Here is a 15162-nt window from a genome sequence, read left to right as displayed (position 1 = left end):
GCTTCTCACCTGCATAAACGCACCTTTGAGCACCTCAAAGAACACCCTGGGGCCGCCGGGCGCGCGAAGGTGGGGGCGCATTCGCGCGAGTGCTCCGGGCGCTCGCTCCGAGCGTGTCGTGCGTACTGGTGTCAGACGCCGGGTGGGGGCAGACTGCCACGAACGGGGGCGCACACTGGATCACGAGACGAGCTGGATCACGATCCGCGCAGGAGCAGGTCCAGCGCACCGGACGGCCACAAGGGGGCGGCATGGCGGAGCCGGAGTTCACGGCGACGGGCGTGCGGATCGGCAAACGGCTGCGTTCGCTCACCCGGGCCGGGCAGGTCCGGATCAGCGACGGCAGACTCGCACTGCTCACCAGTTACGGCACCGAGATCGACAGCGCGCCGGTGCAGGCGGTGCGCGCCTCCAAGCCCTGGTTCGCCCCGGAGGACCGGGCGCTCGCGGACCTCAACGGCAAGCGGTACCTGTTGACCCTGGGCGATCACGACCCCGCGCCGGGCGAGCCGGGGCCGCCCGCGGCGCGCCGATTCATCGAGGCCGTACGGAAAGCGGCGGGGCGCGGCGGCTGACAGGGCACACAGGACGGTGGCGGGCTCGCCCCCGCGTGGTCGGTGGAACCGATTGCGAGTTGCGGTCCCGCGCCCCCTGGGTCACGCTGTTCTCACGTCACTCTGGGTTTACCGGCGATAACGCTGCGAACCAGCCCGCCGGGCACGACGGCAGGTGGCCAGGCCCTCAGGCACCTGCTGGATCCGTACTCCGTGTTCTTCCGGACCTCTTAAGTCGGGGAGTCGCAGCCGTGATCAGTCACCCAAGCAGGCACTGCACGGTAGAGCTGCAAGCCCTGCCGTCGCGGATCGGCCAGGTCCGCAGAATCGTCTCTGCGCAGTTGCGCTACTGGCATCTGGACGCCCTCATCGACCGGGCCGCGCTCGGTGTGACGGAGCTGTTGACCAACGTCCACCTGCACGCCCAGCCCGACAAACTGTGCACCGTGGAGATAGAGCTCGTGCTGGACCGGCTCATGGTCTCCGTGCACGACCACGACCCCCGCCTGCCCGAGGTCCGGGACGTCGAAGCCTCCGCCACCACCGGGCGCGGGCTGGCCATGGTGGCCGCCGTGAGCGAGAGCTGGGGGGCGCGCCCGGACGGCGACTCGGGCAAGGTCGTCTGGTTCGCGCTGCCGACCACGCCCGCTCCGGTGGCTGCCCCGGCCCGCCGTCCGCGCCGTACGGCCGACACGCCGGCCCGTCGGCTGGTGGAGCTCGAGCACGCGGCCGACAGCCACACGTCCACGCACGCTCCCGCCCGGTCCGCCGTTGCCGGCTGACCGGGCGGTGACGTATTTGATGGGTCGGTCGCCTACGGGAGCGCCTCAGCCGGTGTCGAGAGACCGATCGTGCTCAGCGCTTCGCGCCACCCCTCATTCGGGTCGGTCGCCTACGGGAGCGCCTCAGCCGATGCCGAGGAACCGAGCCTGCTCAGCGCTCCGCGCCACCCCTCATTCGGGTCGGTCGCCTACGGGAGCGCCTCAGCCGGTGCCGAGAGACCGATCGTGCTCAGCGCTCCGCGCCACCCCTCATTCGGGTCGGTCACCTACGGGAGCGCCCCCTCCGGCTCCCTCCCGGCCGGTGTCCGGCGGTGCAGTGTGCGTTGCAGGGCCTGTACCGCCGGGCGTCGGTCACTCCGTGGCGATGGCCCGCAGGACGTCCAGGCGCCCCGCTCGTCGGGCCGGGCGCAGGCCTGCCAGGGCGCCGGCCGCCAGGCCCACCAGGGCCACGATCGCGAGTTGTGCGGGTGGGATCGCGAAGGCGAAGGCGCTGTCGTCGGCGCCGTCCGAGGCCTTGACCAGGACCCAGCCGAGGAAGGCGCCGAGGCCCAGGCCGCCGGCGGTGCCGAAGGCGGCGACCAGGACGGACTCCCAGCGGACCATGGCCCGCAGTTGGGGGCGGGTCTGGCCGACGGCCCTGAGCAGGCCCAGTTCGCGGGTGCGTTCGTGGATCGCCAGGGTGAGGGTGTTGGCGATGCCGAGCAGTGCGATGAGGACCGCGAGGGCGAGCAGGGCGTAGACGAGGGTCAGCATCATGTCGATGCCGCCGGCCGAGGACTGTGCGTACTCGCTGCGGGTCTGGACCTCGGGGTTGCCGTACCGGTCGGCGACCTTCTGCACGGCGGCCTTGCCCGCGTCCGTGTTCACGCCGTCCTTGAAGGAGACGGCGACGAGGGTGTCGGAGTCCTGGGTGCGGTGCGGGGCCCAGGCGGCGCGGGTGATGACGTAGTCGCCGGCGAGTTCGGACTGACCGTAGACGGCGCGGACGGTGAAGGTCTGCGTCTTGCCGTCGGTGAAGGTCAGTTGAGCCCTGTCGCCGGTGGTGAGGTGTTGTTTGTCGGCTTCCGCCTTGGTGAGGGCGATGCCGTCGGCGCCGAGGGCGCGGAGTGAACCGTCGACCTTGCCGAGGTCGAAGGTGCGTTGCAGGGCGATGGGGTCGGTGACGGTCAACGCCCGTCCCTTGCCGTCGACTTTCGCCACTCCTCGGCCGAGGCCCACGGCCGTGTCGACCTCGGGGAGTTGTTGTATCGCGCCGGCGAGCCGGGGGCTCAGGCCGCTGCCGCCCGCGCCGAAGGAGGGTGTGCTGACGGCGACGTCGCCGGCGAAGGACCGGGACACGGTCTGGTCCATGGTGGCCTTCAGCGATGCACCGAAGACGGTGAAGAGGGAGACGACCGCCACCCCGATCATCAGGGCGCCGGCGGTGGCGGCCGTCCGCTTGGGGCTGCGCAGGGCGTTGCGGCGGGCGAGGCCGCCGGTGACGCCGCGGAGTCTGTCCAGGGGGCCGCCGAGGATGCGTACGGCCGTGGTCGAGGCGACCGGGCCGAGGACCACGAACGCCACCAGGGCCAGTACGGCGCCGGTTCCTGCCATCCAGAGGGATGGTGAGACGAGCACTCCGCTGAGCGTGGTGGCCACGGCGAGGGCGGCGAGGCCCATGCCGGTGACGGTACGGGTGCGGGAGGCGCCGGAGGTGTCGACGGCCGTCTCTCGCAGCGCGGCCAGCGGGGCGGTGCGGCCGGCGCGTGCGGCAGGCAGCAGCGCCGAGCCCAGGCAGACCACGATGCCGACCGCGAGCGGAAGTGTCATGGACAGGGCGCTGATGACCAGGTTGCCGTCGGGGAAGGGGAATCCGATCGCCGGGAACAGGGCCTGCAGTCCGGCGGCGATGCCGATGCCGCCCGCGAGGCCCGCCGCCGAGGCGGTCACGGCGACGGCGGTGGCCTCGATCAGGGTCGTGGCGGTGACCTGGCGGCGGGAGGCGCCGAGGGCGCGCAACAGGGCGTTCTCGCGGGTGCGTTGGGCGATGACGATCGCGAAGGTGTTGTGGATGGAGAAGGTCGCGACGAGGAGGGCGATGCCGGAGAAGACGAGGAGGAAGGTGGTGAAGACGGTCAGGAACTGGCTGGAGATCATGTCGGTGTTCTCCTGGGCCGACGCCTGGCCGGTGATGGCCTCGACTCCCTTGGGGAGTGCAGGGGTCAGGCGGTCGACGAGTTGCTTCTCGCTGACGCCGGGGCCTGCCCGCACCTTGATGCTCGTCGCCTCGCCGGGGCGGGCGGTCAGGTACTTCTCGGCGTCGGCGCGGGTCATGCCGGTGAAGGTCACCTGCGCCATGCCGTCCTCTCCGCCGAAGGTCGCGAGGCCGACGATGGTCACCTTGATCGGGTCGGGGGTTCGGAGGGTGGTGGTGTCGCCGATCTTCAGATTGCCCTTCTTCGCGGCGCCGCGGTTGACGACGACCTCGCCGGACCTCTGCGGGGCGCGCCCCTGGGCGAACTGGTAGGGGTTGAGTTTGGCGTCGGGGATCCAGTTGCCGGCGAGGGTGGGCGGGCCCTTGCCGCCGATGGGCTCGCCGTTCTTGCCGACGAGTTGGCCGGCGCCCTCGATGTCGGGTGCGGCGGCCGCGACACCGGGCACCTGCTCGATGGTGTTCACCAGGGCCGTGTCGACGGGCTGGCGCACGCCCTGGCTCTCGCCGGGTGTGGTGATGGCGTCGGCGCTGCGGACGATGGCGCCCGTGCCGCTGGTGGCGTTGCCGAACATCGAGTCGAAGCCGGCGCGCAGCGTGTCGCCCATGACGAGGGTGCCGGCCAGGAAGGCGACGCCGAGGAACACGGCGAGAAACGTGCCGGCGAAGCGCCGCTTGTGGGCGCGCAGGGAGGACGCGCTGAGGCGTACGGAGGCGTTCATGAGGGCACCTCGAAGGCTTTCATGCGGTCCAGGACCTTGTCGGCGGTCGGGGATTCCATGCGGTCGACCAGGCGCCCGTCGGCGAGGAAGACGACCTCGTCGGCGTGGGCGGCGGCCACCGGGTCGTGGGTGACCATGACGACCGTGCGGGAGGTCTGGCGCACCGCGCGGCCGAGCAGGCCGAGGACCTCCTCGCCGGAGCGGGAGTCGAGGTTGCCGGTGGGCTCGTCGGCGAAGACGACGTCGGGCTGCCCGGCGAACGCCCGTGCCACGGCGACGCGTTGCTGCTGGCCGCCGGAGAGTTCGGCGGGCCGGTGGTGCAGGCGGTCGCGCAGGCCGACGACGTCGATGAGCGCCTCGATCCACTCGGGGTCGCCCTTGCCGCCGGCGAGGTCCAGCGGCAGCGTGATGTTCTCCGCGACGCTCAGCGTCGGCACCAGGTTGAACGCCTGGAAGACGAAGCCGACGCGGTCGCGGCGCAGCAGGGTCAGTCGGCGGTCGTCGAGGCCGCTCAGATCGGTGTCACCGATGTACGCGGTGCCCGAGCTGAGCGTGTCGAGGCCGGCCGCGCAGTGCATCAGGGTGGACTTTCCGGAACCCGAGGGCCCCATGATCGCGGTGAAACGTCCGGCCGGGAAGTCGACGCTCACCCCGTCCAGGGCCCTCACCTCGGTGTCGCCGCGGCCGTACGCCTTCACGGCGTCGACGACCCGGGCGGCCGTACGGAGGGTGGTCGTGGTGGTCATGCGGCACCGCCCTTGCCGCCGAACTGCTCGTCCAGCACGGACAGTCGGCGCCAGTACTCGTCCTCGTCGATCTCACCGGAGGCGAAACGGCGGCCGAGCACGGCGAGCGGCGAGTCGCCGGAGGGGCGCGGATCGTCCATGGCCCGCCAGGGCCCGCGCCGGCCGCGCCAGACGGTGCGGCGCAGGACGGTCACGACGCCGATCACGACGGCCGCCCAGATCAGCGGGAAGAAGAGGATCCACGGCCCGGGGCCGCCGTGCCAGTCTGCGAGGGTCTGCATCTCGGGTCATCTCCTGGGTGGGTCGGTGGTGCGTCTTGTGGTGATGGCTCGAGACTCCCGCCGCGGACGGGTCCGGGTCGTCGTACGGCCAGCGGCAGTGCGCGTACCTCCCGGGGAGTAGGCGGGGCCATGACCGCTGCTCCCAAAGGGCTCGACTTCTGTAACTACTAGTATGTACAGTCAGTGCATGAGCACCTCGGAGAGCACCTCGGACCGGCTGATCGATTCCACCCGTGAGCTGCTGTGGGAGCGCGGTTACGTGGGCACCAGCCCCAAGGCGATCCTGGAGCGCTCGGGCGCCGGGCAGGGCAGCATGTACCACCACTTCAAGGGCAAGCCGGATCTCGCGCTGGCGGCGATCCGGCGGACGGCCTCGGAGTTGCGGGCTACCGCCGAGGGAGTACTGGGCGGGCCGGGAACGCCGTACGAGCGCATCGAGGCGTATCTGCGGCGTGAGCGTGACGTGCTGCGCGGCTGCCCCGTCGGGCGGCTGACGATGGATCCGGACGTCATCGCCAGTGACGAGCTGCGCGCGCCGGTCGACGACACGCTCGACGCGATCCGGGAGCTGATCGCCGGGATCGTCGAAGAGGGCAAGGAACAGGGGCAGTTCTCGCCCTCTCTGGACGGCGAGGAGATCGCCGCGACCGTCCTCGCGACCGTCCAGGGCGGCTATGTCCTCGCCCGCGCCTCCGGCTCACCCGCCGCCTTCGACGCCGGCGTCCGAGGGCTGCTCTCCCTGCTCGCCCCGCGTTAGGAGTTCAGGTCCGTGCACATCACCAGGAAGCGCCCCGACACCCGGCAGGGCCCGGCGGAGAACTTCACCGGCTCGGTGTGGCTCGACGAGATGGCCGCGCCCGCCGCGCCGTCCCGGCTGCGCATGTTCAACGTCCACTTCGCGCCCGGCGCCCACACCGCCTGGCACCGCCATCCGCACGGTCAGGTGCTGCATGTCCTGGAGGGCGAGGGGCTCGTGCAACGCAGGGGCGGCGCCCCGGAGTTGATCCGCGCGGGCGACACCGTGTGGATCGAGCCGGAGGAATGGCACTGGCACGGCGCCGGGCCGCGCACCTTCATGACGCATCTCGCGGTCGTCGAGGCCGCCGAGGACGGCACCACCACGGAGTGGGACGCGCACGTCGGCCCCGAGGACTACCCCGCGAACGGCTCTTCAGCCTGAGGAGGCATCCGATGCACGCCATGCAGTACGAGTTGACGCTGCCCGCCGACTACGACACGGGCATCATTCGCAGCCGCGTCGCCCGCATCGGGCATGTGCTGGACGACTGGGAAGGCCTCGGCTTCAAGACGTATCTCCTGCGGGAGCGCGGCGTGAACGGCTCACCGGTCAACCAGTACGCGCCGTTCTACCTGTGGAACACGATGGAGGGCATGAACACCTTCCTGTGGGGCGGCGCCTTCCAGGGGCTCAGCAACGACTTCGGGCGACCGTCGGTGCGGCAGTGGACCGGATTGGCGTACGAGGAGGGCGGCGCGCCGGGCTCACCGGCGCGGCTCGCGGTACGGCGGCGTCAACCGGTGCCCGAGGGCGTGGTGTTGGCCGATGTCATGGCGGACGCGGTGCAGGAGACCGAGCGGCTGGCCGGTGCGGACGGTGCGGTGCTCGCGGCGGCGGCCGTGGACTCCAGCCGCTGGGAACTGGTCCACTTCTCGCTGTGGGAGCACGACACGCCGAAGGCCGACGGCGATGTGTTCGAGGTGCTGCACATGTCGGCGCCGGGGCGGGAGAAGTTGCCGTGCGGGCGGCAGTGGTGAGCAGTGTCCGTACGGTGCTGGGGGATGTGCGTCCCGAGGACCTCGGGGTGTGCGACGCGCATGACCATCTCTTCCTCCGCAGCCCGCAACTGCCCGGCCAGGAGCTGAACGACGCCACTGCCGCGCGGGCCGAGTTGGAGGCGTTCCGTGCGGCGGGCGGAGCGAGCGTCGTCCAGTGGACCCCACTGGGGATGGGACGGCGGGCCGCCGACCTGCCCCTCCTCTCCCGAGCGGCCGGTGTGCACGTGGTCTGCGCGACCGGACTGCACCAGGCCGCCCACTACACGCCCGAGTTGCTCGACGAGCTGTGCGGCAAGCTCGCCGACGTCTACGTCTCCGAACTAACCGAAGGCATCGGCACATCGGGCGTCCACGCCGGCCTCGTCAAGGTGGCCGGCGGCTTCCACACCCTCGACGCGCACGCCCGCTGGACCATGACCGCGGCGGCCCAGGCCCACCACGCCACGGGGGCACCGATCGCCGTCCACCTGGAGCTGGGCACGGGCGCACTCGACGTACTGGACCTGCTGTGCGGTGAGTTGGGCGTCCCGCCGAAGCGCGTGATCCTGGGTCACCTCAACCGCTCCCCCGACCTCGTGGTCCAGCGCCAGGCCGCGGAGGCGGGCTGCTGGCTGGCCTTCGACGGTCCCTCCCGCGCCCACCACGCCACCGACTGGCGCATGCCGGACGCGGTACGGGCCCTCGCCGAGGCGGGTTTCGGGCACCGCCTGCTGCTCGGCGGGGACACGGTGGTCGCAGGGGCACGGTCGGTCGACGGCGGCCCGGGGATGCCGTATCTGCTGCGCAGGATCCGGCCACGCCTCGCGCGGGAGCTGGGCGAGGAACTGATGAACCGCGTCCTCACGGAGAACCCCGGCCGGGCATTCGCCTCGAGTGGCGTTGAGCGGAAAGGATCACCGCCGCAACGAGTCGGCCCCCTGGTCGCTCGGTCACGGCGTGGCGCAGCACCCGGACGCGCCCCGTCCCTGACCAGCCGCATCAACGACAGAGCTCGTCCAAATCCTCGCAGAAGGTCGGGAACTCGGCCTGCGCCTCCGCGACGATCTCCTGAGCGGTCCGGCGCGGAGTGGTGGCGTGTCGCCCGGCCAGTTCGGTCAGCGTCGGGTTGGGGCGGGCCTCGCGCTGCTCGTACTCGATGACCTCCATCGGGCCCAGTCCGTCGGCCAGCACCCACAGGAAGTCGGAGAGGTTTCCGGCGATGACGCCCCGCTCCCCCTCCGACCCCAGGAACACCACGGGCTGATCCGCGAGGGGCCGGCCCGGCCGCGCGCACCAGAGGGCGGCGAGGCCTCCGGTGCCGTCCTGGCCGAAGACCCGGTAGGCGTCGCCGTCCAGTTCGTGGTTGCCGGTCCAGTGACGGATCCAGTCGGTGGTCTCCTCCGCGGAGTCGAAGGCGCCGTAGGGCTCGAAGTCGATGCCCTCGCCGTCGTCGTAGTCGAACTCCACCCCGGCCACGGCGGCCAGGGCGGGCGGAAAGCGGCGGTCGTCGCCGGTCGTCTCGATCATCCCCGCAGGCTAGCCGCCGCCACTGACAACGACCCTAGGCGACGGCGATGTCCACGGACGGCCGCAGTTTCGCCGCCGCGGCCAGGGCCTCGTGCACCGGGTGGGTGTCGAAGGCCGACAGCAGGGCCTCGTCCGCCGGGCGTTCGGCGACCGGGTAGGCGATCTGCTCGTAGGCCGACTGGAAGCGGGGGCCCCAGCGGCGGGCACCGAGACGGGCCGTGCGGGAGCAGTTGTCGACCATGTAGGCGACATTGCGGGCGTGCATGTAGGGCAGCAGGGAGTCGACGGCCTCGATGACGGACTCGTTGACGATCTCCGACCAGGGGTGGCCGCGTTCGGCGAACTCGTCGATCTGGGCGGTCATGGTCGCGACGAAGACGCCCGCGGTGAACGGGTCGACGGGCAGATCGCGTGCGCCGCGCCGGGCGTGCACCTGGTCGGCGGCGGACCACATGGGCGAGCCGCCGAGATCGCTCATCGGGCGGCTGCCGAGCCGCTGTTCAGCGAGGATGACGCTGCGCAGCTCGGTGCCGTCGGCGACCTCGTCGTAGATCTCGGCGACGATCTCGCGGGCGGGCGCGTACGCCGCGCAGTACGCGCGGTCGAAGACGTCCCGGCCGGCCGTGTCGAGGCCCGCCCGCACGGCCCGCAGTCCGGCGTGCGAGATGGTGCGGGCGATCGGCCCCGTGATGTTCTCGCAGGTCTTCTCGTACGCGGTGACGGGGTCGTCGCCGTCGAGGCGGGCGCGGGTGTACAGGCTCTCCACCATTCCGTGCACGGCGCCGAGCAGGATGGCACGTTCGCCGACGATGTCGGAGAGGTACTCGCTGTCGAGCGTGGTGCGGAAGGTGTACGGCGATCCGAGGGCGACAGACCAGCCGAGTGCGAGGTCGGTGGCGCGGCCGTCGGGGTCGGCGTGAACGGCGTAACTGCTGTTGATTCCGGCGCCGTTGATCTGCTCGCCCTGCTGGTAGAGACGGCGCACGGAGTCGCCCATGCCCTTGGGGCACACGGCGATCACCCCGTGTCCGGGCGGGAACTCGCCGCCGGTTTCCCTCAGATGGCCGAGCAGGAAGCCGTGCGAGAGGCCGATGACGGCGCCGGGCTTGAGGGCGGCGAAGATCTGCTGGTGGTGGGCGGCGAGGGCGGCGTCGGCGATCAGGAGGATCAGCAGGTCACTGTCGGCGGCGACGGCGAGCCAGTCGCCGAGCGTGCCGTTCTCCTGCGTGAAGCCGTGGGCGCGGGCGTCGGCGGCCGACGCGGAGCCAGGGCGCAGTCCGACCGCCACCCGGATGTCCGTGCCCGCGAGGGAGTCGCGCAGGTTGAGGGCCTGGGCACGGCCCTGCGGGCCCCAGCCGAGCACGCCGATGCGGCGGACGCCGGCGAAGGCCTGCGGCAGCAGCGGGAAGAGGTGCCGACCGCCGCGCAGGATGGTCTCGGTGCCGCCGGGCACGTCCATCGTTTCGAGGGGGAAGACGCGGGAGGTGTACGTGGTGGAGGTCATGGTCGAGTTGTAGGCTCCAGGAAGTCGTTGCAGCAAGCGCAACATTCGCATCGCGGTGTTGCGCGAAGTGAAAGGGCGAGGTCACGGCGTGCGGGACGACCACCGGGAGCTGCGGCTCTTTCTGCATCTGGCGCAGACGCTGAATTTCGGGCGGACGAGCCTCGACTGTCATGTCAGCCCGGCGACGCTGACGCGCACGGTGCAGCGCCTGGAGACCGATCTCGGGCACCGGCTGTTCGAGCGCGGGCCGCGCGGGGTGTCGCTGACGGCGGAGGGGCACCGCTTCCGTGAATACGCCGTGCAGGCACTGGAGTTGTGGCGCGCCTACCGCGAGGAGCACCCCGACCCGGCCCGGCTCACCGGCCGTCTCGCGGTGTTCGCCACGGTGACCGCCTGCCAGGCGCTGCTGCCCGACCTGTTGGCCCCTTTCCGCACCGCACACCCCCGGGTCCTGTTGGACCTGCGCACCGGGGATGCGGCGGCCGCGCTGGCCCGGCTCGACGAGGGCGAGGTGGATGTGGCCGTGGCGGGCATCCCAGCACGGCTGCCGGAGGGGCTGGTGAGTCGTACGGTCGCGGTCACCGAGCTGGTCCTGGTCACCGCACGGGACCGTCCGGACCCCGGTCTCGACGGCCCGTTCGTGCTCCCCCACCGCGGGCTGGTCCGCGAGGCCGCCGACCGCTGGTTCCGCGCCCGCGGTATGCGACCGGAGGTGACCTGTGAACCGGACGGCCACGAGGGGCTGTTGACGCTGGTCGCCCTGGGCTGCGGCACGGGCGTGGTGCCCCGGCTCGTGCTGGAGCACAGTGCGGTGCGCGACCGGCTGGCGGTGGTTCCCGCGGATCCGCCGCCGGAGCAGTTCCCCATCGGGCTGTGCGTACGGCGGGCGGATCTGCGGCGGCCGTTGGTGGCGGCACTGTGGAGCATGTGAGCGGGGGCTCGGGTCTCAGGCGAGCTCGGCGTACTCGACGGCGATGCGTGCGCCGAGCCGGGCGTTGTTCTTGACCAGGGCGATGTTGGTGCGCAGGCTCTCGCCGCCGGTGAGCTCGACGATCCGGCCGAGGAGGTAGGGGGTGGTGTCCTTGCCGGTGATGCGGGCCTTGTCCATCTCGGCGAGGGCCTGGGCGATGACGCCGTCCATGCGCTCGGCCGGGACCTCCTCGTCCTCGGGCACGGGGTTGGCGATGCTGACGCCCCCGGGGATGCCGAGGTCCCAGCGGGCGTGCATCACGGCGGCGATCTCGGCGGGCGAGTCCACACGCATGGGCGAGGTGAAGCCGCTGCGGCGCGAGTAGAACGCCGGGAACTCGTCCGTGCCGTAGGTGAGGACCGGGACGCCAAGGGTCTCCAGGGTCTCCAGGGTCAGGCCGATGTCGAGGATGCTCTTGACGCCCGCGCTGATCACCGCGACGCCGGTCGCGGCCAGTTCGGTCAGGTCGGCGCTGATGTCGAACGTCGTCGGCGCGCCGCGGTGCACTCCGCCGATGCCTCCGGTGACGAACGTACGGATACCGGCGAGGGCGGCGAGCCGCATGGTCGCGGCGACGGTCGTCGCGCCGTGGGCGCCGCGCGCGATGACGTAGGCGAGGTCGCGGACGCTGGCCTTGGTGACGTCCGGCGCGGTCGCGAGGAGTTCCAGGTCCGCCTGGGTCAGCCCGATGTGGGGCCGGCCGTGCAGGACGGCGATCGTGGCTGGGACGGCGCCGCCCTCGCGGATGATCTGCTCGACCTCCACGGCCATCTGCACGTTCTGCGGGTACGGCATGCCGTGGCTGATGATCGTCGACTCCAGCGCCACGACGGGACGCCCGTCGCGCAGCGCCTCGCGGACCTCGTCGGTCAGCACGAGGCGCGGATGCGGGACGGGGGTCGCGGGAGTCGTCGGGGCGGGGGTGGGCGTGATCATCTCTGGCTCCGCATCGGATCGTTCAGGTCGTTCGGTTCGATCGGGTGGTTCGGTTCGGTCGGGTCGGTGAGTGCGTCCTCGATCAGACGCGGGGTCAGGTCGGGGCGCACCGTCGCCGGGCTCTGTACCGTCAGGGCCGCGGCCGCGTGCCCGTAACGGGCGGCGTCCAGCGGGTCGCCGCCGGCCAGCAGTGCGTGGACGAACGCGGCGAGCATCGCGTCCCCGGCGCCGGTGACGTCGGCGACCTCCGCGGGCGGCGCGGGCAGGAAGGCCGCCTCCTCGCCCGCGGTGCTCAGCACGCTGCCGCGCGCGCCGAGCCGTACCCACACATGGCGCACCCCTCGCGCGTGCAGCGTGCCGGCGGCGGCCGTCACCTCGGCCTCGCTGTCGTCGACGGGCCGGCCGAGCAGGGCCCGAAGTTCGTCGAGGTTCGGTGTCAGGGCGAAGACGGGGCGGCGGGCGGTGAGCAGCGGTGCGAGCAGGGCCGCCTTGGGGGCGCTGACCGGGTCGATCACCACCGGTACGGCGGCGGGCTGCGCGACGTCCATCGCGTGGGCCAGCACCTCGGCGGGCAGATTGCCGTCCAGGACCAGCATGTCGGCGTGGGCGATCAGCTCGCGCGCCGGGTGCAGGTCCTCGGGCGCCAGGGCTTCGGTGGCCGCCATGTCCGCGACCGCCACGACCAGGTCCCCGTCGGCGTCGAGGACCGCCGTGTACGTCCCCGTAGGGTGGGCGCTGCGGTGCACGTGGTCGAGGCGCACCCCGGCCGCGGCGGTGTCGGCGAGGAGCCGCTCGCCCGCCGCGTCCCGGCCGACGGCGGCGATCAGATGGGTCGGGGTGCCCAGCCGCGCCAGGTTCTCCGCGATGTTGCGCCCCACACCACCCGCGGTGGTGCCGGCCCGCCCCGGGTTGCTGGTGCGCTGCCGTACGGGGGCGAGGCTGCGCACCTTCACGTCGACGTTGGCCCCGCCCACGACCACGACGGCGTTCTCCTCGCGGAGGATGTAGCCGCGGCCGAGGATGGCGCCCTTCTTGCCCAGGTTGGACAGGTGCACGTTCACCGCGGCCCGGGTGCTGCCGAGGGCGTCGGCGAGCGCCTGCGGCCCGGCCAGCGGGTCGCGGCGCAGCAGCGCGATGATCTCGCGCTCCCGCTGGGTCAACATCATGCTGACCAAACTAAAGGGCCTTTATTGGAGTAAGCAAGAGGTGATCGGGAGTCTTGAGCGGGGGTGCGCGTCGTCAGCCGGCGGCCCTTCCGGCATCGAGGCGTCCCACGCGCTCCATGCTCTCCCGGTCCTCGGCATCCTGGCTGGGCTGCGCCGCGAACCAGGCGTCGAGGATCTCCTTGAGCAGCGGCTCGGACGTCAGGCGCAGGCTGAGCGCCAGCACGTTGGCGTCGTTCCAGCGGCGGGCGCCGGCCGCCGTGTACGCGTCGGTGCACAGGGCGGCCCGTACGCCGGGCACCTTGTTGGCGGCGATGGACGCGCCCGTGCCGGTCCAGCAGCACACGACCGCCTGGTCGGCGCTCCCCGCGGCGACCTCGCGGGCCGCGGCCTCCGAGCAGGCGGCCCACTGGGGGTCGTCCCCGGGGCTCAGCGCCCCGTGCGGCACGACCTCGTGGCCGCGCCTGCCCAGTTCCGCGACGAGCGAGCGCGCCACGGGTTCGTCCATGTCCGAGGAAACGGAGATCCGCATGTCCGGAGCCTAACTCCGCCGAGGAGAGGCCCGCGCTCGACCCGCTGTCCTGAATCCTGGCGCCATGCGCCCGCCTTCAAGACCTCACCCTGGAGATCCGGCCACCGAGAGTGCCGAACTCGCCGTCGTCCACCTGCCGTTTCCCTGCACACCGCATGTGCTGGAGCCGTGGGCAGGCGAACTGACCGAGGGCGTCGGCGATCTCACCGCGTGAGCGCCCCCAGCGGATCGTCCAGTACCGGCTGCCACGCCAGCTCGGCCGCGCCGACCAGGCTGTTGTGGTCGAGGGTGCAGGCCAGGATGGGGACACCGCCGCTCTGGCCCCACAGGCTGCGGTCGGCGACGACGGCGCGCAGGCGCTCGGGGTCGGCGTCCAGGAGGGTGCGGTGGAGGCCGCCGAGGATGATGCGGTCGGGGTTGAGGATGTTGACCAGGCCCGCGAGTCCGAGGCCGAGGCGGTCGATGAGGGCCTCGGTGGCGGTGCGGATGGCGGGGCGGTCGTAGTGGTGGCGGATCAGGTCGTTGGCCTGCCGCAGGAGATTGACCTCGGGGCCGGGCTCGCGGCCCGCAGCGGTGAGCAGGGCCAGCGGGTCGGCCTCGACGTCGAGGCAGCCACGGCTGCCGCAGTGGCAGGGGCGGCCCTCGGGATTGACGGTGAGGTGGCCGACCTCCAGGGCCAGGCCCGAACTGCCCGTGTGCAGACGGCCGTCCAGGACCAGCGCGCCGCCCACGCCCCGGTGCCCGGTGGCCACGCACAGCAGGTCCCGGGCGCCGCGGCCCGCGCCGTGCCGGTGCTCTGCGAGGGCGGCAAGGTTGACGTCGTTGCCGGCGAAGGCGGGCCCGGTGATACCGGCGGCGCGCACGCACTCCGCGAAGATACGGCGGACGGGCGCGCCGACGGGCCATGCCAGGTGCAAGGGGTTGAGGGCCAGGCCGTCCGGTTCGGCGACCGCGGACGGTACGGCGAGCCCCGCGCCCACGCAGCGCCGACCCGTCGAGCGCAGCAGCTCGGCGCCCGCCTCCACGACCGAGCCGAGGACCTTCGCCGGGTCGGCGTCGACCGTCTCGCAGCCCGGCGCGGTGGCCACGATACGGCCGCCGAGCCCCACCAGCGCCGCCCGGAACCCGTCGGCGTGCACCTGGGCGGCAAGGACGACCGGGCCCTCCTCGGCGACCGCGAGCCGGTGCGAAGGCCTGCCCTGCGAGCCGGCCGCCGCACCGGGCCGGGCGTCGACCCGGATCAGCCCGAGCGCCTCCAGTTCCGCCGCGACCGCGCCTGCCGTGGCCCGCGTGACGCCGAGCTCGGCGGTGAGCACCGCCCTCGTGGGCGCCCGCCCGGTGTGCACGAGCTCCAACGCGGGCCCGAGCGCACCGCGCCCCCGGTCCAACCGCGCCCTCGAGGTGCTCCCTTCCCCCGTCGGCCGGGGGTCCGCCTTGCCGCTCATGAGGGCGAGTCTCCCATGATCCGCAGTTACAGC

The 15162-nt window shown here is 72.4% G+C and carries 15 protein-coding genes and 1 pseudogene; 7 read left to right on the top strand and 9 right to left on the bottom strand.

Features of this window, described 5'->3' with window-relative positions; genetic code table 11:
* Positions 1 to 251 precede the first annotated feature (251 nt).
* Together ACIBW9_RS10340 and ACIBW9_RS10335 are read left to right on the top strand one after the other, a co-directional pair.
* On the top strand, positions 252 to 575 hold the full coding sequence (locus ACIBW9_RS10340) for a hypothetical protein (RefSeq protein WP_351463376.1): 324 nt from the start codon (positions 252 to 254) through the stop codon (positions 573 to 575).
* A 230-nt stretch (positions 576 to 805) separates the two neighbouring features.
* Complete coding sequence (locus ACIBW9_RS10335; RefSeq protein ID WP_398953248.1) at positions 806 to 1336, top strand: ATP-binding protein; 531 nt, start codon at positions 806 to 808, stop codon at positions 1334 to 1336.
* Between the two features lie 351 nt (positions 1337 to 1687).
* On the opposite strand, the gene ACIBW9_RS10330 is transcribed toward ACIBW9_RS10335, so the two are convergent.
* From ACIBW9_RS10330 to ACIBW9_RS10320, 3 genes are read right to left on the bottom strand one after another with little or no spacing between them, the layout of a single operon-like run.
* Positions 1688 to 4249, bottom strand: coding sequence for an ABC transporter permease (locus ACIBW9_RS10330; protein ID WP_398953246.1), 2562 nt, complete (start codon positions 4247 to 4249; stop codon positions 1688 to 1690).
* Complete coding sequence (locus ACIBW9_RS10325; protein WP_398953244.1) at positions 4246 to 4995, bottom strand: ABC transporter ATP-binding protein; 750 nt, start codon at positions 4993 to 4995, stop codon at positions 4246 to 4248. Before ACIBW9_RS10325 ends, ACIBW9_RS10330 begins: the two co-directional genes overlap by 4 nt.
* Positions 4992 to 5276, bottom strand: a complete 285-nt coding sequence (locus ACIBW9_RS10320) for an SHOCT domain-containing protein (protein WP_398953242.1) — start codon at positions 5274 to 5276, stop codon at positions 4992 to 4994. The genes ACIBW9_RS10325 and ACIBW9_RS10320 overlap by 4 nt, the downstream gene beginning before the upstream one ends.
* A 187-nt stretch (positions 5277 to 5463) precedes the next feature.
* On the opposite strand from ACIBW9_RS10320, the gene ACIBW9_RS10315 reads away from it, so the two are divergent.
* From ACIBW9_RS10315 to ACIBW9_RS10300, 4 genes and pseudogenes are all read left to right on the top strand, one after another.
* Positions 5464 to 6033, top strand: a complete 570-nt coding sequence (locus tag ACIBW9_RS10315) for a TetR/AcrR family transcriptional regulator (RefSeq protein WP_398953240.1) — start codon at positions 5464 to 5466, stop codon at positions 6031 to 6033.
* 12 nt (positions 6034 to 6045) lie between these two features.
* Complete coding sequence (locus ACIBW9_RS10310) at positions 6046 to 6456, top strand: cupin domain-containing protein (protein WP_398953238.1); 411 nt, start codon at positions 6046 to 6048, stop codon at positions 6454 to 6456.
* 11 nt (positions 6457 to 6467) lie between these two features.
* Positions 6468 to 7052, top strand: a complete 585-nt coding sequence (locus tag ACIBW9_RS10305) for a DUF4865 family protein (protein WP_398953236.1) — start codon at positions 6468 to 6470, stop codon at positions 7050 to 7052.
* Positions 7049 to 7942, top strand: a pseudogene (locus ACIBW9_RS10300) (phosphotriesterase); the annotation flags it as partial. The gene ACIBW9_RS10305 and the pseudogene ACIBW9_RS10300, both read left to right, overlap by 4 nt.
* Before the next feature lie 109 nt (positions 7943 to 8051).
* Here ACIBW9_RS10300 and ACIBW9_RS10295 read toward each other — a convergent pair.
* Together ACIBW9_RS10295 and ACIBW9_RS10290 are read right to left on the bottom strand one after the other, a co-directional pair.
* Positions 8052 to 8579 (bottom strand): SMI1/KNR4 family protein, encoded by a 528-nt coding sequence (locus ACIBW9_RS10295; protein WP_398953234.1) that lies wholly within the window; start codon positions 8577 to 8579, stop codon positions 8052 to 8054.
* Between the two features lie 34 nt (positions 8580 to 8613).
* Positions 8614 to 10083, bottom strand: a complete 1470-nt coding sequence (locus ACIBW9_RS10290) for a ketol-acid reductoisomerase (protein ID WP_398953232.1) — start codon at positions 10081 to 10083, stop codon at positions 8614 to 8616.
* Positions 10084 to 10171: 88 nt separating this feature from the next.
* Here ACIBW9_RS10290 and ilvY point away from each other — a divergent pair, with 88 nt between their 5' ends.
* Positions 10172 to 11014 (top strand): HTH-type transcriptional activator IlvY, encoded by an 843-nt coding sequence (ilvY, locus tag ACIBW9_RS10285; protein WP_398953230.1) that lies wholly within the window; start codon positions 10172 to 10174, stop codon positions 11012 to 11014.
* 15 nt (positions 11015 to 11029) lie between these two features.
* On the opposite strand, the gene ACIBW9_RS10280 is transcribed toward ilvY, so the two are convergent.
* The 4 genes from ACIBW9_RS10280 to ACIBW9_RS10265 form a co-directional block, all read right to left on the bottom strand.
* The gene (locus tag ACIBW9_RS10280; protein ID WP_398953228.1) at positions 11030 to 11989 is read right to left on the bottom strand and encodes a pseudouridine-5'-phosphate glycosidase; all 960 of its coding nucleotides are present in this window, start codon (positions 11987 to 11989) and stop codon (positions 11030 to 11032) included.
* On the bottom strand, positions 11986 to 13155 hold the full coding sequence (locus ACIBW9_RS10275; protein WP_398953226.1) for a PfkB family carbohydrate kinase: 1170 nt from the start codon (positions 13153 to 13155) through the stop codon (positions 11986 to 11988). Before ACIBW9_RS10275 ends, ACIBW9_RS10280 begins: the two co-directional genes overlap by 4 nt.
* Before the next feature lie 73 nt (positions 13156 to 13228).
* Positions 13229 to 13684 carry an RpiB/LacA/LacB family sugar-phosphate isomerase gene (locus ACIBW9_RS10270; RefSeq protein ID WP_398953224.1) on the bottom strand — a complete coding sequence of 152 codons (456 nt, stop codon included), beginning with the start codon at positions 13682 to 13684 and terminating at the stop codon, positions 13229 to 13231.
* Positions 13685 to 13887: 203 nt separating this feature from the next.
* Positions 13888 to 15129: an ROK family protein gene (locus tag ACIBW9_RS10265; RefSeq protein WP_398953222.1), complete on the bottom strand. Its 1242-nt coding sequence runs from the start codon at positions 15127 to 15129 to the stop codon at positions 13888 to 13890.
* Between the last annotated feature and the right edge of the window lie 33 nt (positions 15130 to 15162).

It is taken from the genome of Streptomyces sp. NPDC049541 (assembly GCF_044465725.1).
Taxonomy (GTDB): Bacteria; Actinomycetota; Actinomycetes; order Streptomycetales; family Streptomycetaceae; genus Streptomyces.
This window is presented reverse-complemented; position numbering and strand designations above follow the sequence as displayed.